Annotated in this window: 16 protein-coding genes and 2 pseudogenes; 11 read left to right on the top strand and 7 right to left on the bottom strand. The window is 70.4% G+C overall.

All coding sequences use genetic code 11. From position 1 onward, the window contains the following. The first annotated feature begins 1,190 nt into the window (after positions 1-1,190). Together ACZ6JY_RS39870 and ACZ6JY_RS39865 are read left to right on the top strand one after the other, a co-directional pair. Entirely contained in the window at positions 1,191-2,078 is an 888-nt protein-coding gene (locus ACZ6JY_RS39870; RefSeq protein WP_469204383.1) for a glycosyltransferase family 32 protein, read from the top strand. 82 nt (positions 2,079-2,160) lie between these two features. Further along, a complete protein-coding gene (locus ACZ6JY_RS39865; RefSeq protein WP_469204381.1) occupies positions 2,161-4,341 on the top strand; it encodes a family 16 glycosylhydrolase in 2,181 nt (726 codons plus the stop codon). 516 nt (positions 4,342-4,857) lie between these two features. On the opposite strand, the gene ACZ6JY_RS39860 is transcribed toward ACZ6JY_RS39865, so the two are convergent. Next, positions 4,858-5,007, bottom strand: coding sequence for a hypothetical protein (locus ACZ6JY_RS39860; protein WP_469204379.1), 150 nt, complete (start codon positions 5,005-5,007; stop codon positions 4,858-4,860). 171 nt (positions 5,008-5,178) lie between these two features. Here ACZ6JY_RS39860 and ACZ6JY_RS39855 point away from each other — a divergent pair. From ACZ6JY_RS39855 to ACZ6JY_RS39820, 8 genes and pseudogenes are all read left to right on the top strand, one after another. Further along, a pseudogene (locus ACZ6JY_RS39855) lies at positions 5,179-5,310 on the top strand (IS630 family transposase); the annotation flags it as partial. Positions 5,311-5,363: 53 nt separating this feature from the next. Beyond that, positions 5,364-5,843 (top strand): annotated as a pseudogene (locus tag ACZ6JY_RS39850) (metallophosphoesterase family protein); the annotation flags it as partial. Between the two features lie 20 nt (positions 5,844-5,863). Then, positions 5,864-7,165, top strand: a complete 1,302-nt coding sequence (locus ACZ6JY_RS39845) for an MFS transporter (protein WP_469204377.1) — start codon at positions 5,864-5,866, stop codon at positions 7,163-7,165. Next, positions 7,162-8,175, top strand: a complete 1,014-nt coding sequence (locus tag ACZ6JY_RS39840) for a TolB-like translocation protein (protein WP_469204375.1) — start codon at positions 7,162-7,164, stop codon at positions 8,173-8,175. Before ACZ6JY_RS39845 ends, ACZ6JY_RS39840 begins: the two co-directional genes overlap by 4 nt. Positions 8,176-8,384: 209 nt before the next feature. Beyond that, on the top strand, positions 8,385-8,900 hold the full coding sequence (locus tag ACZ6JY_RS39835) for a lytic polysaccharide monooxygenase auxiliary activity family 9 protein (RefSeq protein ID WP_062770044.1): 516 nt from the start codon (positions 8,385-8,387) through the stop codon (positions 8,898-8,900). Between the two features lie 267 nt (positions 8,901-9,167). After that, positions 9,168-9,941: a calcium-binding protein gene (locus ACZ6JY_RS39830; protein WP_469204372.1), complete on the top strand. Its 774-nt coding sequence runs from the start codon at positions 9,168-9,170 to the stop codon at positions 9,939-9,941. Between the two features lie 146 nt (positions 9,942-10,087). Continuing rightward, positions 10,088-11,041 (top strand): YihY/virulence factor BrkB family protein, encoded by a 954-nt coding sequence (locus ACZ6JY_RS39825; RefSeq protein WP_469204370.1) that lies wholly within the window; start codon positions 10,088-10,090, stop codon positions 11,039-11,041. Positions 11,042-12,163: 1,122 nt separating this feature from the next. Further along, positions 12,164-13,405: a serine hydrolase domain-containing protein gene (locus ACZ6JY_RS39820; protein ID WP_469204368.1), complete on the top strand. Its 1,242-nt coding sequence runs from the start codon at positions 12,164-12,166 to the stop codon at positions 13,403-13,405. Between the two features lie 379 nt (positions 13,406-13,784). Here ACZ6JY_RS39820 and ACZ6JY_RS39815 read toward each other — a convergent pair whose 3' ends face one another. The 6 genes from ACZ6JY_RS39815 to ACZ6JY_RS39790 all read right to left on the bottom strand — a co-directional run bounded on the left by ACZ6JY_RS39815 (position 13,785) and on the right by ACZ6JY_RS39790 (position 20,886). Next, positions 13,785-14,438: a DUF5825 family protein gene (locus ACZ6JY_RS39815; protein WP_469204366.1), complete on the bottom strand. Its 654-nt coding sequence runs from the start codon at positions 14,436-14,438 to the stop codon at positions 13,785-13,787. Positions 14,439-14,465: 27 nt separating this feature from the next. After that, positions 14,466-16,373, bottom strand: coding sequence for a RiPP maturation radical SAM C-methyltransferase (locus ACZ6JY_RS39810; protein WP_469204365.1), 1,908 nt, complete (start codon positions 16,371-16,373; stop codon positions 14,466-14,468). A 67-nt stretch (positions 16,374-16,440) separates the two neighbouring features. After that, complete coding sequence (locus ACZ6JY_RS39805) at positions 16,441-16,569, bottom strand: hypothetical protein (RefSeq protein WP_469204363.1); 129 nt, start codon at positions 16,567-16,569, stop codon at positions 16,441-16,443. A 19-nt stretch (positions 16,570-16,588) separates the two neighbouring features. Then, positions 16,589-18,328 (bottom strand): alpha/beta hydrolase family protein, encoded by a 1,740-nt coding sequence (locus tag ACZ6JY_RS39800; protein ID WP_469204416.1) that lies wholly within the window; start codon positions 18,326-18,328, stop codon positions 16,589-16,591. Between the two features lie 59 nt (positions 18,329-18,387). Continuing rightward, positions 18,388-19,701, bottom strand: a complete 1,314-nt coding sequence (locus ACZ6JY_RS39795) for an MFS transporter (RefSeq protein WP_469204361.1) — start codon at positions 19,699-19,701, stop codon at positions 18,388-18,390. 480 nt (positions 19,702-20,181) lie between these two features. After that, positions 20,182-20,886, bottom strand: coding sequence for a CoA transferase (locus ACZ6JY_RS39790; protein WP_469204414.1), 705 nt, complete (start codon positions 20,884-20,886; stop codon positions 20,182-20,184). Positions 20,887-21,175: 289 nt separating this feature from the next. Between ACZ6JY_RS39790 and ACZ6JY_RS39785 the strand changes: the two genes are divergently transcribed. Further along, positions 21,176-21,423: helix-turn-helix domain-containing protein (locus tag ACZ6JY_RS39785; RefSeq protein ID WP_469204412.1), on the top strand; the 248-nt coding region annotated here is incomplete at its 3' end.

Genomic DNA, 21,423 nt, shown 5'->3' with positions numbered 1-21,423 from the left:
CTTCGAGAGTGCACTGCTTGAAACCGCCGGTCGAGAGGCGCTCCTGCCGCTTGAGCTTGGCGCGCTTGCCGCCTGCCTGCTGGGCACACCGCTTGGAGCAGAACTGTTGCCACGGCATGGACTGAGGCGTGAACACCTGTTGGCAATGTGTACATGTCTTGGCGAGGCCAGCGAGCTTGCGCTGAGTCTTGGCCCGGCGGGACTCATTTCCCAATTCACGGCGCCGCACCGTAGTGCACTCCTCGGAGCAGGTTGTGCAGGCACGATGCCGGGTGGAGGGGATACGGCCTGCGCACACCACGCAGACGAAGTGCTTCTGTGGTGGGCGGCGGGCACCGCGCTTGCTCGCAACGCCTCGTCGCTCGCGGCACTTCACCCCGCAGTACTTGGCCTGGGGAGCCCGGTCCGGTGGGATGCTGCCGCCACACCATGCACAGGTTGATGCCATCTTCTGATTCTCCATCCGGCTGCTGCGTCGGCTTGGTTCCTGGCAGGGTAAATGCCGGGTCTGACAATGCAGTTGATCGGACGGAGGAGGGTCGACGGAGAGCCGAAGCGACATGGAAGCTGCTGCCATGGGGCACCAGAGATCATTAATGTTTGGGGCTACGGGGGTTCAAGCTTCAGCCCGGTGTTGGCGAGGTAGCCCTCGACGAGGCTGGGGTGGTGCTGCATTCAACTCTGTTGTCAGATGCAGGGCTTACTCTCAAGGTATAACCTGCAACATGCTGCATCGCGGTTACGGGATCACAATCGACTTGAATGCCCCAGACCTGGGTAACCCCGACCACCGGAGGCTCCTGCAGGCAATTCACCGCAACTGCAAAGCCGGATCTTCTCTAGGGTCTGCCCCAGTGATCAGGATGAGCGGCCTTCACAAGCGACACTGCTGGCCGCCCGTCTCCAGGAACTGCGTGAGCAACACGAATGAGAACCCAAGTACCTCGCTCCTCGCCGAGCCAGCTCCAATCCTTCCGCTGCGGGAGGAGTCATCTAGTGGTTCCGAACGTCCATGCTGGCCGGGCTGCGGGACACAAGCGGCGCCGCTCCGGCTGACGGCATGCGATGGTCAGCCGGGTTGACATCTCGCCCTAAACTCGATCAACGCCCTTGTCCCGGCCTACCGGTCATTCGGCCCGAGGACATGTCGGCCCTCCGCACGCCCGAACCGCCGTGGGAAGAAGAAAACGATGACCGCTCACACCGCCCACGGCTTGCAGGACCAGGCGGCCGCGCCGGAGGCACGACAGCCAGCACTCGCTCCCACACCGGGCGACATCACCGGCGACCACACCATCCGCTCCCGCTACCTCCGTCACCTGACGCAAACGCTATCGACCGCTGCCTGGTCGTCGTCGAGGGCCGCCGTCCCCCGGGTGATCATCCAGTTCTGGGACGACCCCGCTCAGATCCCCGACGACGTGCTGGACTGCATGAACAGCTGGGCGCCGCTGGAGAAGGAGGGCTTTCAACGGCAGGTCTACGGCGACGACTCGGCACGGTCGTTCATCCAGTCTGTCCACGGCGACACTCACGCCGCCGCTTTCGATGCCTGCCCCCACCCCGCGATGCGCAGTGACTACTTCCGGATGTGCTACCTCGCCCACCACGGCGGCTTCTACATAGACGCCGACGACGCCTACGTGGGCGCCGACTGGAGCCCTCTCTTCGAAGACTCCCGGCTTCGGCTCCAGGCGTTGTGCTACGACATCACCACCGACAGCATGATCGATCCCAGACGTGCCATGAGTACCGGAACCGACACCGGCACCGTGACCCACTACGTCAACAACAACCCCATCATCACGCCGGCCCGCCATCCCGTCATCAGCATGGCCCTCGAGACGAGCACGCACACGATCCTCGGCCATGCAGGCGCGGCAGTAGACATCCAGGCCATGACAGGACCGGGAAACCTCACCGTCGCACTCGCCCACTACGCCCTGCAACAAGAGCAGCTCGGGCAGCCCGTCGACGTCGAGATCCTCTGCGACTGGGACACCATCGCGGTGAGCCGATGGCCACTCAGCTACCGCCACGACGAACGGAACTGGCGGCTGTGGCGCCACCAGCCCTGACCAGCACGCCGCGTAACTTCCTGCTCCAGATCTCGGGGCCTACTCGCCCCCTCTCAAACAGCATCGGCAGCGTCTGACATCCATGAACCTCACGTCCCTGTCCGGGCTGCGTCCCACACTGCGCGCCCACGCTCGCTACCGAACCCGGCGGTTCTTCGCCCGACGCCAGAGCACCGCGTTCTCCTCCCGCCCCGAAGACATTGCGATCCAGCGCATCTACGTCATCAACCTTGACCGTGCTCAGGAACGCTGGAAGATCCTCAATCGCGAGCTGAGCTGGCTCAAAGACCGGCAAGGCCAGCCCCTCAGCCAGAGCGCCAGACGCTTCCCGGCCATCGACGCCCGCTACCTGCAGGGCCCACCACCGGCCGAACTCCTGCACCCTGCCTACACCCTGGCCGAACAGCTCGCCGTCGACCCGCATCCCCGTCTGGATATCGACGACGCCGCCCGCGCCACGCACATATCCATGACACCCCAAGAGATAGCGGTGGCACTCTCACACATAGAAGTCTGGAAACAGATCGCTGCGCACGACGCGCCGTACACCCTGGTCCTGGAAGACGACGCGTATGTCACCCGGACCTGCCTGCCCGCACTCGAACGCGCGTGGAGCGACCTCGAGGCCCTTCATCACGCCGGGAATCCTGTAGATCTCCTCTACCTCTCCTACCAGGAAACCGGTGACAAGACGGAGCAGCACCACACCGCCCCCTCAGCGCTCCGCAGCCCCACCAGGGGGCTGTGGCAACTATCCGGCTACCTGCTCTCGAAAGCAGGAGCGAACAAACTCCTGCGCCAACTACCCGCACACGGCCCCATCGACCTGTGGATCAACCAGCAGTTCGGCCACCTGACGGTACGCATGACACCTCGGCCCGTCATCGATCAGCGCCCCGGCATCGCCTCGAGTAACTCCTACTCCGTTATGCCGGTCCTGGCCAAGGTGGGTGCCGTCCGCTCCGCAGCGCCCAAACCTCCCCAGCGCATGGGCATTAAGGAACCGGTCCTGGTCGTCGGCGAGCCGGGCACCGGCCTGTCCACGGTCGCCAAAGCCCTCTCGGTCCTCGGATACCGCTGCGCCAGCGACCTGACGGCCCTTCCTTGGGAGGAAGTTGACGCGCTGGCCCGCGGCAGCCGGCACCGGATGTTCGACGCCTACGTCAACATCGGTTCACTCCAGCCAAGCGATCTCGAACGCATCAACAGGAGCACACAGGCACGGCTCATCGTGACCACGTCGACCCTGCCCGCACCAAGGTCCCCGCGCCCGGCGGCCTGGAGTGAACACCTGCAACACCGGCGTCTCATCCTCCCCGCTGACGACCCCGACCCCTGGCAGCGGCTGTCTCGGTTCCTCACCTGCGACTACCCTCCGCACCCGTGGCCCTACCAGCCCGAGCAGGGACAGCGCCACGTGACAGGCCCCTCCAGCGACACGGTCCGCACCGGACGCCGCATGATCTGGGACACCTCTCCGTGGATCGCCCATGGCACCGGATGGCGAGGCATCGCAGCGAAATCCTCGACCGCACAACATCCCAGTTCACCGGAGTCCCCCGAAGCTGCGGCACAAGAGCGCGGCCAGGTGATCGCATGGCGCGAAGGCACCCCCCTCGACGATCGCGACTGGTACCTGCGGGAGGACACCTTCCCCAGTAACAGAGCCCTCTTCCGGCCGGGCAACGTCACCGTGCCGCCGCACGGCCCCGCCCGGCTAACCCTTCGCCGTGAACCCAGCAAGGTACGCGACTTCACCGGCGCCGCCATCGCCAGCCGCCGCTCCTACACCCACGGCACATTCGGCGCCCGCATGCGCGTCCCGCACGGCCGCGGCCTCGTCACGGGACTGTTCCTCCACCGCAACGGCCCACGCCAGGAGATCGACATCGAGTTCCTCGGCAGGGACACCACCCGCATGCTCGTCAACGTCTTCTACAACCCCGGAGCGGCGGGCACCAGGCTGGAGCACGGCTACCGGGGCACACCCGTCATCCTCAACCTCGGCTTCGACGCCTCCGACGCGTTCCACGACTATGCGATCGACTGGCAGCCGGACGGCATCCGGTGGCAGGTCGACGGCGTCACCGTGCACGAACGCTTCCTGTGGGATCCGACACCGATCCCGGGCCAGCCCATGGAACTCAACGTCAACCTCTGGAGCAGCGAATCCGCCGAGTTCGCCGGTCCCTTCGACGAGCAGAAACTGCCCGCCGTCCTCGAGGTCGCCTCACTGCAGGCCCAGAACCCGGCTGATTCCTGACACGGAAGACCGGACGCCCCAAACCGTCCGCGAAGCAGCAGCCATCCCGATGACGTCCGAAAGGCCCGAGTGGGGCGACTCCTGGTTCCGGGCCAAAAAGGAGATGGCTCACCACCAAGGTTTAACTGAAGATCATACCAAAGAAAATGACACCGGCGACGAACGCCCCTGCTGCGGGTCGCCGACTCACGCCCTTCAGCTTGCCGAACGTGCACTCGAAGTACATACGGTTTGTGTCCGGACAGGCTGCTAAACCGCCATCTCATCGGTGGAGTAGTCCGAACCGCCTTGGGGCCAATCGTCCCGTCCGGCTCGCCGTGTGATCGTGGCATCCTGGTTCGCCCGCCGGGTCGCCCGTCGTACAGGCGACCCGGCCTCATGCGCAACGCTGGTTAGAGAGCGGCCGGGTCGCCGCCGTTGTCCCTCCTCGCCGTTCAGGAGACGACGAAGAATCTTGCCGAGGCGGCGCAGTGAAGTTGCGTCCAGCCAGGTCCGGCGACGCGGACGCTTTCCTACCTATCCGGCCGGGTCAAGCCGCAGCGCCAGCAGCGGATGATCGTCGGCGGGCAGGCGCCCCGCCGGCGCGAGCCGGGCGGATCGGGTGGGCAGGAACCAGGCAAGGGCGGTGGCGAGGACACAGATGCCAGCGGAGATCCACAGCACCATGGTGCAGCCGTCCACCGTTGGTTGGCCGTTGCCGCCGATATGAGCGGCAGGATGGTGGCGGCGAGCGCGCTGCCCAGGGAAAAGCCGGTGGAGCGGACCACCTATTACTGACCTTCAAAGCGTGGTGTCGGTAGGGCTGACGGTCCATGATCCCTGCGGTACGCCAAGTGCATGAGGTATGCGCAAGGGGGCGGGCTGACCGACGAACGGCGGGCCTTCCGCGAGAAGTTGCGGTTGGAGGCGGCCGAGCGGTTCCGGCAGGGTGACGAGAACGCGGTCATCGCTCACGACCTGCGGGTCAGCAGTCCTACTTCGGGTCCGTCGCCTACCCCGACGGAGAGAGCTACTACAGCTTCGACCAGGGGAACTGGCACTTCATCGCCCTCGACTCCAACACATTCGACGACGACGAGCAGATCGACTGGCTCAAGGACGACCTCGCCGCCAACACCAAGAAGTGCGTGGCCGCCTACTGGCACCACCCGCTCTTCTCCTCCGGCGAGCACGGCAACGACCCGGTCGGCCGCCCTGTCTGGAAGCTGCTCCAGGCCAACAAGGCCGAGATGGTGCTCAACGGACACGACCACCACTACGAGCGGTTCGCCCCGCAGAACGCGGACGGCAAGGCCGACGCCAACGGCATCGTCGAGGTGCTCGGCGGCATGGGCGGCGCCAACCCGTACGACATCGAGGAGGTCCAGCCCAACAGCCAGAAGCGGCTCACCGACACCTTCGGTGTCGTGAAGCTGAACTTCACCGACACCGGTTTCTCCTGGAACCTCGTCGGCACAGACGGCTCCACGAAGGACACCAGCCCGTCCTACAGCTGCCGCTGAGCCGGACGAACGCAAACGCCATGTATCTGGCCACCACCGACGCGGTCGCCAAGGCCTCGGAGCAGGAACAGTCCGGGGCCCGGCGCGGCCGCGTCGCGGGACCCGTCCTCGCGCTCGGCGCGGTCAGCCTGGTCACGGACATCCCCTCCGAGATAGTCACCGCCGTCCTACCGCTCTACTTCGTCCTCCAACTCGGTCTCTCTCCCCTCCAGTTCGGCTTCCTCGACGGGCTCTACAACGGAGTCACGGCCCTGGTGCGGCTGGCCGGCGGATACGCCGCCGACCGCGGCGGCCGGCACAAACTCGTCGCGGGCGGCGGCTACGCCCTCTCCGCGCTCTCCCGCCTCGGGCTGCTCCTCGCGGGCGGCGCCACCGCGGGGATCGGCGCGGCGCTCGCCGCCGACCGCATCGGCAAGGGCGTGCGCACCGCGCCGCGCGACGCCCTCATCTCGCTGAGCAGCCCGCCCGACACGCTGGGCCGCGCCTTCGGTGTGCACCGGGCGATGGACACGACGGGCGCGCTGCTCGGGCCGCTCGCCGCGTTCGCGCTGCTGTGGGCGACGGCGGACGCCTACGACGCCGTGTTCGTCGTCAGCTTCTGCTTCGGGCTGCTCGGGGTGCTGATGCTGGTCGCGTTCGTGCCGGGGCACTTGTCGCAGCCGGCACCGCGACCACCACGGCCACCGGGCACCGCCACCGAACGACACGCACCGGCCGCCCCGCGTCCTCGCGCCCTCGGCCTGCTCCGCGTCCCCGCCTTCCGGCGCGTCCTCCTCGCGGCGGCGCTGCTCGGCGCCGCCACCATCGGCGACGCCTTCCTCTACCTCCTGCTCCAGCGGCGGCTGGACTTCGCCATCTCGTGGTTCCCGCTGCTGCCGCTGGGCGCCGCCGCGGTCTACCTGCTGCTCGCCGTCCCGGCCGGGCGGCTCGCCGACCGCGTCGGGCGCCGCATGCCGTTCCTCGCCGGGCACATCGCACTGCTCGGCGGTTACGTCCTCCTGCTCGCGCCCACCGACGGCTGGCCGCTCCTCGTCGGCGTACTGCTGCTGCTCGGGGTCTTCTACGCGGCCACCGACGGCGTGCTGATGGCGACGCTGGTCGCCCCCGTGGTCGCGCGGGAGCGCCGGGCGAGCGGCATGGCCGTCCTCCAGACGGGACAGGCGCTCGCCCGGCTCGTCGCCGCGGCCGGGTTCGGTGCGGCGTGGACGCTGTGGGGCGTCGAGACCGCTCTGACCTGCGCGGTCGTCGCGCTGATAGTGGCGGTCGCCGGGGCGGCGGCACTGCTCCCGCAATCGGACACATCTTCCGGAGGCCCCTCGTGAAGCAGCAGTCCCCTTCCCCGCTCCCTTCCCTCCGCTCCCGCGTCGTCGCCGTGGCCGCGGCGGCGGCGGTCCTCGCGGGCGTCGCCGTCACGTACGCGCTGCATGCGGCGGAGCGCGCCGAATCGGCCGACACGACCTCGGAGTTCGGCCTGGACCGGGGCAAGCTCTACTTCCGCAGTACGACGGAGTCGGCGGGCCGGATCGCACGCGTCCCGGCCGCCGGCGGGGGCGGCGGGGCACGCACCACCGGTGGCCCCTCCTGCGAGCGCTTCTACGCCGCCGCGGGCACGGGGCTCTGCCTGCAGCGCAGGTCAGGTATTCCGCCCACGTCGTACGCGGTCGTCCTGGACGACAGGCTCCGCGAGAAGCGCCGGATCGCCCTGACCGGCATCCCCAACCGGGCGCGCGTGTCGGCGTCTGGGCGGATGCTGTCCTGGACGATGTTCGCGACGGGCGACTCGTACGCGGGCTCGTCGTTCTCCACCCGCACGTCGACCCTGGACACCCGTACGGGTTACCTCATCAAGAACATGGAGGAGATACCCCTCACCCTGGACGGCCGCCGCTACCACTCCCCCGACGTCAACTACTGGGGTGTGACCTTCGCGAAGGACGACAACACCTTCTACGCGACGGTCTCCACGAAGGGCAAGACGTACCTGGTGCGCGGCGACATGGCGAAGTGGTCGGCGACCGCTCTGCGTTCGAACGTCGAGTGCCCGTCGCTCTCCCCCGACAACACGCGCGTCGCCTTCAAGAAGCGGGTGCGCGAGGGGGCGCGGGACCCGTGGCGGCTGTACGTCCTCGACCTGCGCACGATGCGCGAACACCCGCTCGCCGAACGGCGCAGCGTCGACGATCAGGTGGCCTGGCTGGACGATGACACGCTCGCGTACGCTCTCCCGGGCACGGGTGGCCGCAAACAAGACATCTGGACCACCCGGGCGGACGGCTCAGGAAGCCCCGCTCCGCGCATACGCGGCGGAACTTCACCGGCAGCGGTGCGGTGAGCCGCTCAGGAGCCGCGACCATCGGTTACGCCCACGGCGACGACCGCCCACACGCCTGAGCGGGGTCCGGCACTAGTTTGGTCTAGACCAAGAGGGGTACAGTTCACCTCGTCGCCATGACCGGCCCCACAGCCATGGCGATTCGCTTGACATGCTCATGTTCGCCTGTCTTCGCGTGGGCGGACACGTACCCCCACAGAGGAGTCGTCATGAAGAGCAAGAAGACGCTGGCCGCGGTCATCGGCGCGGGGATCGCCCCGCTGCTGGCCGTGAGCCTCCCGGCCGGCAGCGCGAGCGCACACGGATACATTTCCTCGCCGCCCAGCCGACAGGCGCAGTGTGCCGCCGGCGTGGTCCCCTGCGGTTCCATCAAGTACGAGCCGCAGAGCGTCGAGGGCCCCAAGGGTCTGAAGAGCTGCAGCGGAGGCAACGCCGCCTTCGCCGAGCTCGACAACGACAGCAAGGGCTGGAAAGTGACCCCGGTCAGCCGGACCACCAGCTTCAACTGGCGGCTGACGGCCCGGCACGCCACCTCCACCTGGCAGTACTACGTGGGTGGCCGGAAGATCGCGGAGTTCAACGACGGGGGTGCCCGGCCGGGCGAGACCGTCACGCACCAGGTCAACTTCGGCAGTCTGACCGGCAAGCAGAAGGTGCTGGCCGTGTGGAACATCGCCGACACCAGCAACGCGTTCTACGCCTGCGTCGACGTGAACGTGAGCTGACGGAACACCACCACCCCGGTCCTGCCGGGTCGCGTCGGCCCGCGTGGCCGGCCGGTGTCCCGGTGTCCGGAGCAGCGGGCGTGCCCTCTGCTCCGGACACCGGGTACCTCCTCCGAGCCGTCCAGTGGCCGGGAGCCCACGGCCTGTCTCGTCGTGGCCGCCGACGCATGGAGCCCGGCCCACCGCCCCGAGGACGCCACGGCACCGTGACGCGGCGGCTTCCCGCCTCCGGCCGGGCCACCGGTCGCCATATCGAGATGAGATCCCATGAATCGACACGCAGCCACCACCCGCGCTGCCGCCGTGGCTCTGCTCGCCACCGGACTCACCGTCGTCCCGGTGTCCGCCGCCCCGGCCGCCACCGGCGCGCAGGCCCGCGTCGGCGCCGACTGGGCGGCCCAGTCCATCGTCTTCACCGCCGCGGCAGGACAGGTCAACGACCTCCACGTGATCCCCATGGAGGTCGGCTCCGGCGTCCGGCAGATCGGCTTCCGGGACGCTGTCCCGATCACACCCGGGGACCACTGCGCGTACCTCGACCCGGGGGACGACACCTTCGTCGTCTGCGAGCTGCCCACCGGCCGCACCGCCCGGGACCGGATCGATGTCTTCCTCGGCGACCGCGACGACACGATCGTCACCAGCGACCCCGCGGTCGACACCGTACGGGGCGGCACCGGCGACGACGAACTGCACGCCCATACCGCGCGCACGGTGCGGGGCGACGCGGGGAACGACATGGTCATGGGGCTCTCGGTCCTGGACGGTGGTGACGGGATGGACCACCTGATGGGTGACGACGGCGACCAGCGGCTGCGGGGCGGCCGGGGCGAGGACATGATCGAGGCGTACGGCGGCGCGGACCTCGTGTCCGCCGGGCCGGACGACGACCATGTCCTGGGTGGTGACGGCCGCGACGTCCTCCTCGGCGGCACCGGCGACGACACCCTGAACGGCGAAGGCGGTGACGACCTGGTCGACGGCGGACCCGGACGGGACACCCTCGAGGGCGGCCCGGGCCGCGACATCATCCTCCGGTAGCCGCCCCGGGGAGAGCCGTGTAACGCCTCGTCATCCCTGTCAGAACGGATTGCGTCAGCGGTGCCGGGGCACCGGGGCACAAGTACGCCCGCATTTTTCGGCCGGTGTACGACCGGGTGCACGACGGTGCGAATCGGGGGCGAGGCATGGGTACGGCGACGGCGGTCCCCGAGACGCGGGACATGGCGGGTGAGGAACTCTCGGGCGACGAGGCCTTCGTGGCACTGCGCCACTACGGTGGCCGACGGCTGCTGCGCGACGCGTTCGTCCGGTTCCGCTACGCCGACGGCTTCAGCCACTCCCGGGCACTGGCGCTGCAGACGGTCCTCGCGGTCGTGCCCCTCGCGATCGTGTTCGTCGGCCTGTCGAGCGTGCTGCACAGCCAGGACATCGGCAGGTTCGCCGAGGTGGTCATCCACCGCATGGCACAGGGGCCGAGCGCCGACGTCGTCGAAGAGGCGCTGGCCCGCAGCCGCCGCACCGCGGACGGTGGCACGCAGGTCGCTCTCTGGTTCGGACTCGTGTTCTCCCTGGCCAACGTCACGACGGCGATGTGTCAGATCGAGCGCGGAGCCAACCGGATCTACGGGAACGAGCGGGACCGGCCCATCCACCGGAAGTACCTGCGCGGCCTGGCCATGGCCGTCGTCGCGGGCCTGCCCCTGGGCCTTGGTTTCGTGATGATGGTGGCGGGCGCCGATCTGGCGGCCGCTGCGGTGACGGTCTTCGGTGTCGGGCACCAGGTGAGCGCCGTGTTCGGCGTGGTGCGCCGGCCGTTGGGCTTCGTGCTGGCGCTCGTCTCGGCGAGCGTCATCTTCCGGCGCTCGCCACGGCGGCGCCAGCCCGGCCATACGTGGCTGGCGTTCGGCGCGGCCGTGTACCTCCTGCTGTGGACGGGGCTGACCGGCCTCTTGAGCCTCTACCTCTCGGTCAGCGGCTCCTTCGACACGGTCTACGGTCCGCTCAGCGCCTTCATGTCCTTGCTGCTGTGGGCCTGCCTCACCTCGCTCGCGCTGTTCCTGGGGCTGGCCTTCGCGGCGCAACTGGAAGCGGCCCGCGCCCTGCGGACCGGCCCCGTCAAGGCCGATCCGGGAGTGTGACACCGGCTCGGTCGCCCAGATCGCGAACGACCGCTTCTACGTACACGTCGAGTAGCACCCGGCTCGTCGCGGCCCCGGGGGCCCGGCTGCCACACCCGTGCGTTCGGAGGCACCTGGTGCGTCGGCGTCACGCCGCTGCCGCTCGAGGAATCCCTGCACCGGATGGGTGTGCACGTCCTCACCGGCCTTTCCGACGGTCTGGCGCGGGCGTCCCGCCGGTTGGTCCGCCGTTCCACGGTGACCGACGGGTCGGTGCTGCTGCTGAAGCGGCCGACCGCGGAACAACGGTGGTCCTGCAACTCGAAGGCCTCTCCGGCTGGATCGGCAGCGACCCCGAGATGCTGGGCGACCTGTTGTCGTCCGGGGGGGCTCGCCTGTTCGATCAGGAGCGATCCCAACTGGACGGAAGTGCTGTGCGCCGAGGACGGCCGCATGTCCGTCGGCCTGGACGTGGTGACTGGCCGGTCCTGGGTCCAAGCCGGCGACCGGCCCACCCGTGGCCTGGCTTCGTTCCTCGCATCAGCAGGCGGGTGGCTTCGCGAGCGTCTCGTAGCGACCAAGGCGGCCGTCGATCGGCCCTGACCGTCGAGCTGGTCGGCCGTGTCCGCGGTGACCGGGCGATGCGGCTGCCGAAGCCGCATCGCTTCTACGTTCCCAAGGGCGGTCCGGTGCCGACAACCCCGGCGCTCGGTGTACCCCCGCCATTCTGCACCGCCTGGCGGCCGAGCCCGGCGCCCTGCTCGAACGGGGCGTCTGCCTTTAGGCCTTCGCCCTCGCCGGGCCGCTCCGGGCCGCTCCCCCAAGGTCCGTGGCCGCCGTCAGGTCGGCCGTCCGCCGGGAGCCGGCCGCCGGCTCCCGGTTCAGCAACAGCACGCTCGGGACAACGGCGCACCTCCGGCAGACGGCCGGCGCCCCTCCGCCAAGTGAAGTTCCGGCCGCCACGGGGCAGTCCGCGCACCCCGGCCAACAACGGCACCCGTGACAGGAACCGATGTGGCGCGTTGGCACTCATGCTCCATGAGGGCCGGGGACAGCACGCAGTGAACGCCCCTTCCCCGCCTGCTCGCACGCGGCACCGCCGCGTGCGCCGATATTCCGCTGAGTCGAGAACGAGGAACCCACGTGTCCCCGCTGACCCGCAGACGCCTGGCCACGAGCGCCACCCTGATCGCCGCCCTCGCCGGCGTCCTTGCCCCCGCCACCGCCGCCTCCGCGGCACCGGCGGCCCCCACCGCCCCCACCGTCCCCGCCCCCGACATGGACGGCGTGAGCACGGCCCTGAAGGCCGCCATGGCCAACGGCGCTCCGGGCGCGATGGCCCGCTTCACCGGTCCCGACGGGGTCCGCACGCGCACCGCCGGCGTCCGCGACCGGGTCTCCGGCGAGGCCATGGACACCCGCGCCCGCTTCCGTATCGGCAGCGTCAGCAAGACCTTCTCCAGCGTCGTGCTGCTCCAGCTGGCCGACCAGGGGAAGGTGGAGCTCGACGCGCCGGTCAACCGCTACCTGCCCGGGCTGCTGCCCGACGACCGCATCACGGTCCGGCACCTCCTCACCCACCGCAGCGGCCTGGCCGACTACTCCGACGCCATGTTCGCCAAGACCGTGCCCGGCTTCGAAGCGGTGCGCAACCGCGTCTTCACCTACCAAGAGCTGGTCGACCTGTCCCTGGCCGAGCCCCGCACCACGGAGCCCGGCGCGAACTACAGGTACTCCAACGCCAACTTCGTCGTCGTCGGCATGCTGATCGAGAAGATCACGGGAACCTCGGCCGCCGAGCAGTACGAGCAGCGCATCATCAAGCCGCTGAAGCTGCGCAACACCTCGTACGTGCACCCCCGGACCGAGATCAAGGGGCTGCACGTACGCGGTTACCTCCACCCCGACGAAGCGGGGGCGCCGCTGGTCGACTCCACCGAGCAGACCGGTTCCTGGGCCCAGACCGCAGGCGCGGTCATCTCCAACCCCGCCGACCTCAACACTTTCACGACCGCGCTCATGCGGGGCAGACTGCTCTCGCCCCGCATGCTGGACGCCATGACCACGGTCACCCCGACGGACACCACCCAGACCCGCTTCTACGGCCTCGGACTGCGCCGCTACGACCTCTCGTGCGGCACCCAGGTCTACGGGCACACCGGCACCGTGCAGGGCTTCTACACCTACGCCTTCGCCACCCGCGACGGCCGCCGCTCACTCTCCGCCATGGCCAACACCTCGAACCGAGGCGTGGTCAACACCGCGCTCGGCGGAACGTTGGAGGCGGCCTTCTGCGGGACGAAGACCCCCGCCTCCAAGTCGGTCAAGGCCCCGCGCACCCTCTCCACCCTGCCGGCCGAAGCCGACCTGCGCGAAAACCGCTGAGGCCAACCGCGCGGCACCCCGAGGCGACCGGCTGGTCCCGTTGAAGGAACGGGACCAGCCGGCCCCCTGGCGGACGCGGTGAACAGCTCCCGCTGCGCGGAGTACTCGCCCGTCTGCCGGTCCAGGACGGTCTGTGCGTGAGTTTGCAGTACTTGGGCGGGCGGGCGCGGCAGGTCGCGGAACCAGTAGCGGGTGATCACGCCGAAGTTGCCTCCGCCGCCGGAGATGTGGCCGCCGCTGCCCACGGAGTAGCAGGAGCCGCCCGGCCTTGTGGCACAGCTCGGTGGTGCTGTGCCAGGCTGTCCGCGTGACCGGGCAGCGAGGTCAGCGTGCGCGGGGGCAGGGCGGCGAGACGGAGGCCGATCGCATCGGACCCCGCTCAGATCGCGATCGACTGCTGGAGCCAGCGGTTGACCCGGTAAGGGAGCCACCACGCGTAGGGGCCCATCTCCAGGATCAGCTGCTCGCTGCGGAAGTCGTCCAGGATGGCCCGCGGGACGGTCTCGGCCGGGGCGCCGTGGTCGAGACGGCCGATGGCCTCCTCGTACTCGGGTTCGTCGGCGGTGAAGCGGCGCAGTTCGCCCCAGCGGCGGTCGCGGATCTGAATGAAGCCGGGGCCCTTGCGCCACAGGCATTTGCACAGGTAGTGGCCGCGCCGCCAGGTGCGCAGCGACTCCTCGGCGTCGGCGGGGCCATGCAGGGCGGCGGGCGGCTGGAGGTGGCTGAGCGCTCGCCAGGTCTCCCCCGCGCCGGGAGCCAAGCGCAGTTCCCACTCCACCATGACCGCCCGCGCGGTCAGATCCCGTACGAGGCAGAGGCCGTACAGGGCGGTGCCCGGGTCGGCGGAAGCGGCGAGGTCGACGGGGGCGGGCAGGCGTACCCGTCGAGCGCCCAGGTCCCACAGGTGTGCGGCCTGGCCGCGTGCCGAACCGGACAGGGGCACCTCACCCAGGGACATGCCGGGCAGTGCGCAGGCGGCGGGATCGTAGTCGCGCCAGGCCAGGAGCGTGGGCGCGGTGATGGTGGCGGTCATCGTGCTCCTTCTGGGGGCTGTTCGGGCTCAGGCGGGTGCGGGGACGGCACCGTCCTGTGCGTGGGCGTGCCGCATGAAGTCCAGGCGGAGTAGGTCCTCGTTGACCGCGGCCGGGGCGATGTGCACGTACTGGCCGGCGTCGGTGAAGACGATGCCGAGGGCGAGCCAGGAGTCGAGGAGCCGTTGCACCTCCGCCTCGGTGCGGACCGGTCCCGTGGCTCGTGCGGCGGCCTTGCGCTGGAGGGCCCGGACGCCGTGCGGCTGGTCGAGGAGGCGGAAGACGGCCAGCTCGAAGGGGTCGGTCAGTTCCATGGCGCGCCAGGCGAAGGCGCGGCGGCGGCTGACGAGGACGATGCGGTCGCCCTGGTCGTCCTGGGTGAGACGGGCGTCGGTGTGGTGCTTCTTCCAGTCGCCGAGGGCCGTGTTGAGGGCGCCGACGGTGGGTTCGCCGATGCCGCGTGCGGGCGCCTCGAAGACGTACGCCATGCCGTGCAGTTCCTCTTCGGGCAGGTCGTAGGTGAAGCGGTAGTGGGCCTCGGGCCGCAGATTGGTGAAGCCCAGTTCGGGGCGCTCGAAGTAGGGGCTGAAGCGCTCGATGGCGATGCGGGCGGAGAGGTCGACCGGCGGGTCGAGGTGTTCGAGGGCGGGTATCTGGGCGATGACCGGGTCGTAGTCCTCGGCGCTCTCGCCGGGAAAGCCGTGCAGGTAGTTCCAGGCGACGGAGAGGCCGGTCTCGGCGCCGTCGCGGAGCATCCGCACGTTCTGGCAGCCGCTCACCCCCTTGTCCATCAGGTCCAGGACGCGGCTGTTGAGGCTCTCGATGCCTGGCTGGACGTAGATCAGCCCGGCGTCGGCGAGGGTGCGCAGCTGGCTGCGCTTCATGTTGGCCTTGATCTCGATGTGCAGGCGCAGGTCGTAGCCGCTGTCGATGATGCGGGGCAGCACGGTGGTGAGGTAGCGCATGTCGAGGATGTTGTCCACGACATACATGTCGAGGACCCGGTGGCGGCGCGCCAGTTCGATGATCTCCTCGTAGAAGGTGTCCGGGCTCTTGGAGCGGAACTCCATGAACGAGCCGTTGAGTCCGCAGAAGGTGCAGTGGTGCTTCTCGCCCCACCAGCAGCCGCGCGCTCCTTCGACGACGAGTTTGGGCTCCACCCAGTTGCGGGCCACGGAAGCGGCCAGGCGTTCGAAGTAGCCGCTGTAGTCGGGCGGCAGGATCGCCGCGGGCGGCAGCGGCCGGGTGGCCATGGGGTTGGCGACGCTGGTGCCGGTGGCGTCGCGGTGGCACAGGCCGGGGATGCCGTCCAGCGGGGTCTTGTCGGTGAGCGCGGTCAGGAGCGCGGGGAAGGCGGCCTCGCCCTCGCCCCGCACGACGTGGTCGACGAAGGGGAAGTTCCGGTGGACGGTGGCGCCCTGCTCGCCGTCGCAGTTGGCGCCGCCCATGACGGTCACGATGTGCGGGGCGAGTTCCTTGACGCGCCGGGCTGCGGCGAGCGCGGCGGCGTTCTGCTGGAAGGTGGAGGTGAAGCCGACGGCGTCGGGTGCGTCCGCCACGATCTGCCGGGCGATCATCTCGACGAACTCGGGGACGACGCGGTGCAGTTCGAGTGTCATGGCCATGCGCGCCGGCTTGAGCTTGCCGGACATCGTCCTCGTGAACTCCTCCTCGCGCCATGCGGGGTCGCCGTACAGGGCCGAGGAGAAGACCCAGTCGCCGCAGCCCATGAAGTACGAGGAGAGCGCGTAGTACTCGTAGTCGTGGCCGGTGAACTCGGTGCGCTCGGTGATCCAGTCGGTGAACATGAGGTTGGCGTGCAGCACTTCGGCGCCGGCTCCGGGGACGCGTTCGTCCACGCTCCGTTTGAGGATGCCCAGCGCCAGCGACGGCAGGTCGATGGGCGACCAGGGCATGTTGACCAGCAGTACGCGCATGGGCGCTCTCTCCTGACGTGGTGAGTGCCGGTCGGCCCCGGGGCGCCCCGGGGCCGACCGGTGGGGATCAGTCCTCGACGGTCTCGTCGCTGTCCTCGGCGTTGCGGAACGGGACGGTGACCGTGACGCCGACGCTCGGCCTCCGGTTCGCCTCGTCCTCCGCGAGCGGGTCGTTGTGGATGACGTCCTTCTGCATGGGCTCTCTCCTCTCGGATTCAGTGCTTGACGGTGTGGTGCGCTGACCCCGCTCCGGATGGCGCGGGGCGTCTGGGTGGGGTGGTGCGGGTGGTGCCGCGGAGCCGCTGGTCGAGGAAGAGCACCGCGCGGCGCAGCACGTTCACGTGGTCCGCGCCGTCGTAGCCGTCGTGCCCGGTGTCCAGCCACAGGGACTCGTGCCGTGCGCCGGCCGCGTCGAGGGCGGTGAGGTAGGAACGCACTTGTGCTGCCGGGCACTTGGTGTCGTGGGTGGCGGCAACCACGAGGAGCGGGTCGCGTACGCGGTCGGCGTACCGGATCGGTGAGCTGTGCGCGTAGGCTTCGGGCACCTGCTCAGGGGTGCCGCCGAACAGCCGCTCGTCCAAGGCGCGCAGGGCGGGGGCGGCGACGGCGTGGGCGGCGGCGTAGTCGGCCACGGGTTTGACGGCGACGCCGGCCCGCCAGAGCCCCGGCCGGGTGCCGAGGGCGAGCAGGACGAGGTAACCGCCCCAGGAGGAGCCCCACAGTCCGGTCGCGTCGGGGCGGATCAGGCGGCGCGCGGTGAGGTCGGCGTGTACGGCGGCGAGGTCGGCGACCTGGGTGTGGCCGACGCCGTCCCGGTGGGCACGCTGCCAGCGGGGGCCGTAGCCGGTGGAGCCGCGGTAGTTGACCCGGACCACGGCGAAGCCGGAGGCGACCAGGGAGTGCACGGTGCCGTCGTAGGCGTCGCGGTCGTGGTCGGCGGGGCCGCCGTGGACGAGGAACACCGCGGGATACGGGGCCCGCCCGCTCTCGGGGAGACTGAGCAGGGTGTGCACGGGGCCGTCCGGGCCCGGTGTGCGGAGGTCGCGCAGGGTGCCGGGGACGCGTCCTTCGACGGTGCCGAGCGGGGGCAGCGGCGTGCCCGTGGTGGAGGTCATCCGGGGCGGGTGGCTGCTGTCGGTCCAGAGGGTGTGCAGGTCACCGCCGGGATGCGGGGCCGCGTCCAGGAGGGTGCCGGGCGGCGCGGGTACGGGTTCCAGGGTGCGGCGCGCGAAGTCGGCGCGGTGCAGCAGGGAGCGGCCGTGGCGGTCCTGGCGGATCAGCGCGGAGCGCCCATCGGGGTACCAGCAGGCGGTGAACTGGGTGTCGAGGGCGCACCAGGCGTGGGTGCGGGTGCCGGTGGCGGCGGTCCAGGTGGCGAGCAGGTAGCGGTCCTCGTGCTCGCGGACGAGGAGCAGGGTGGTGTGCACTCCGGCGGGTGTGAAACCGAGGGCCCACAGCCTGCCGTGCGGGCCGTCGCCGGGCAGGACCGCGACCTCGGCGCCGGTGGTGGTGAGCAGGGTGACGGCGCGGGGCGAGTCGGCGGCGCGGGAGAGGACGAGCAGGTCGCCGGCCGGGGTGAGTCCGGTCAGGGAGACGGTGCCGTCGACCCGTGTGACCTCGCGGCCGGGGCCGCCGCGCGGGCCGACGCGGATGGTGGTGCCGTCGTCGAGGCCGATGCCGAGGGCGGCGGTGGCGCCGCCGGTGACGGCGAGGCCGCGGGCGGTGCCGTCGGGGACGCCGGTGAGGCCGGGCAGGTCGGGTCCCCCGGTGAAGGGCTGGAAGCGCCAGTGGCCCACGCCCCGGGCGTCCTCGGCGAACCACCACACGTGCGCGTCCGCGTCGATCGCGCCGTGCAGGGTGCCGCCAGGACGGTCGGTGACGCGGCGGGCGCGGCGGGTCTCGGCGTCCCAGGTGAAGACCTCGCAGCGGCCGTCGGCGTCGGCGGTGAACACCATCCGGTGCGGCTGGGCGGCGCACACCTCGGGCAGCGCGGCGCGGTAGACCTGGAAGCGGCTCACGCGGCGGCCTCCGCGAGCGGGGCCCGCCGTGTGGTGTGCACGGCGAGCAGGGTGAGCAGGGCGGCGCAGCCCAGCGCGGGGGCGGCGGTGTCCACCTGGTCGGCGAAGAGCCCGGCCAGGACCGGGGCAAGGGCGGCGGTGGCGCCGGAGGCCGTCGCGAGGACCGCGCCGACCCGCGCCTGGAGCGCGGGTTCCGTCACGAGCAGAGCGCGTACCTGGAGGACGACCGCGGGCAGCGGGACGAGGAGGCAGACCGCGCCGAGCAGCGCACCGTGCGTCCATGGCCCACCGGCGCTCGCGATGCCCGCGGTGAGCGGGACGAGCAGCCAGGTGACGGCCACGAGCACCCGGGCGGGGCCGAAGCGTGCCGCGACCCTGGGTGCGGCGAGCGACCCGGCGAGCCCCGCGGCGCCGGAGACGGCCAGGACGACGCCGATCGGCAGCGCGCCACTGCCGGAACGTCCCAGCGCGAACACCGTGGCGTAGTACAGGGCCACGGCCACGCCGTTGACCAGGGCGACCCAGACCAGCACGAGGCGGAGCAGCGGCTCCCGCCGCACCAGACGGAGTCCGGCCGCGGCCTCGCGCAGCAGTCCGTCGCCGGAGGGCTCCACCGGGGCCTTCAGGTCGGTGCGCATCGCTCGTACGCAGAGGGCGGCGACGGCGTAGGAGACGGCGTCGGCCACGAAGGGCAGGGCGCGGGAGAGCTGGTAGGCGGCGCCTCCGAGTGCGGGGCCCAGGATGAGCGCGCCCTGATCGGCGGCGGCGAGCCCCGAGACGGCGCGCGGCTGGTCGCCGGGCGGGCAGAGCAGGGCGACCGTGCCGCGCGATGCCGCCTCGTGGCAGGCGGTGGCGAACCGCTCGACGAGGACGGCGCCGAGGAGGTGGGCGAGGGTGAGGTGGCCGAGGGCGAGCGCCAGGGCGATCGAGCCCATGGCGAGCGCGGCGACGGCGGCGGACCAGATCATGATCGTCTTACGGGCGCCGCGGTCGGCGGGGATGGCGGCGAGCGGCCCGAGCAGCAGTCCGGCGGCGAGGGAGAGCCCGGCCACGAGGCCGGCGGTCTGCGCGGAGTGACCGAGGGCGAGGAGCAGCAAGGGCAGGACGACACCGGACGCCTGGGTGCCGAGCGCGTCGGCGGCGTTGGCCCACCAGAAGAGGCGGAAATCGCGGGCGGAGACACCCTGCGGAGGAGCGGGAACGCCCCGTGGAGAAGGGAAACCGGAGGCGGTGCGGCTCCTCCGGAGCAGCCGGGGCCGTCGTGACGCACCGCGGTGGTCCGGCGTCTCCGACTGCGTAAATGACTCCACGCACTTCCCTCACAAAGATGAAGTAGTCGTGCAGAGATGTGCAGAAAGCGAAACGAGCGGGATCGTAGCCAGGGCTTTCAGCGGGCTACAAGGCGCCATGACCACTGGCCGAAAAGCGCGGTGAGGCGGGCGCGAGGCGGGTGACCTGACGCCGGCATCAAGGGGAAGAGTGGGTTCCGGTGCCATCCGTGGGGCTGGTGGGACTCAGGCATCTGATGCGAAGGGAGGGGCGTCGGTAAGGGCCTGACCCTTGACGAGTCACCGGGGACGACCGCGAGCCGACGGGCCGTCATCTCCCGGGACTGGTAGGGGAGTTGCGGTTTCACCCAGGGAGAGGATGGCCGGTTCGTGTCGGTCCGCGGTGCACCGCCTCCGACCTCCGGTCGCCGGACGAGGGCACCTGTCCTCGTCGCCGCCGAGCTGCCGAGCTGCCGAGCTGGTCGACGGCCCGGCTGAACCGGTCGCTCCGGCGAGTTCCGTTCACGCCCAGTTCGGCCGATCGGTGCCCCACCGGGTCGGTCCGTGGTTCCAGTTCGCAGGTGCGCCCTCGTAGTGCACCGGGGGCCGGGCATGGTGAAGGCGGCCGTAAGGCGAATCGGTCTCGGTGAGCCAGATGCCGGCGTCGTGGAGGTCGCTTTCGCCATGTGCCGGGACGGGACGGATGCCGTGCAGCAGCCAGGAGGCCGTGCCTGCCAGGGCGAGGCGGATATGCCTCCCGCCGCCGGTGGCCTGGCGGTCGCTCAGCGCACGCAGTACGGCGGCAGCGAGCAGGTACCCAATTCCGTGGTCCAGCGCCTGTGCGGAAAGGGCACCGGGGCGGCGGCCGTCGTCTGTTGCCTCGATCGCGGCGATACCGGTACCAGCTTGCACCGAGCTGTCGAAACCACGGCGCTCGGCCCAGGAGCCGGACCAGACCCAGGCACATAACTGGGCGACGATCAGGCCGGGGTGCCGGTCGAGGAGGGCCTCGGCGGCCAGCCCGTGCCGGTCCAGGGCGCCGGGGCGGAAGCCGGTCACCACGACATCCGCCCGGCCGAGAAGACCCTCGAAGTCGTGCCGGTCGCCGGGGCGGGCGAGATCCAGCAGCGTGGAGCGTCTGCCCATGCCGGTGTCGGCGTGGGCATCCGCGTCCTCCGAGAGCCGCGGGGCGTCCACGCGCAGCACGTCGGCGCCGAACAGGGCCAGGGTGCGTGTGGCGACGGGCCCCGCGATGGCCCGGGTCAGGTCCAGGACACGTACTCCTTTGGGCGGGCGCGGACGCGTGCGCCGGCAGTCGGCGGCCGCCCCGGCCCAAGTGCCGTGTCTCGACCAGAGTGGGTCCGGCCTCAGCGGGTGCGGAAGCCACGGCCACGGCCAGGCCCCCTGCCACGTAGACGCTCTCCTGTACCTCCTGAGCCGGACGCGATGCCAGCTCCTTCGCGAGCACGTCCACTAAAGGGTGTTGCAGAAGGCTCGGTGTTGGGCATTTTCCAGTATTGGCGGGGTGTTGCGGGCTGAGCCGGTGTGGGTGGAGACGTTCGCAGGCTTGCGGATCGACCGGTTCGCGAAGCTGGTGAAGGTGGTGCGCAAGCGGGGCGGGAATGGGCCCGGTGGTGGCCGTCCCTGGTGTCTGCCGCTGGCCGAACGGGTGTTGCTGGTGGCGGTGTACTACCGCACCAACCTCACGATGCGACAGCTCGCACCGCTTTTGGGGATCTCCTCGGCCACGGTCTGCCGGGTCAT

This window comes from Streptomyces sp. NPDC046335, assembly GCF_055587985.1.
Note: the sequence above shows the minus strand (reverse complement) of the source record. Positions and strands in the feature narration are given on the sequence as shown.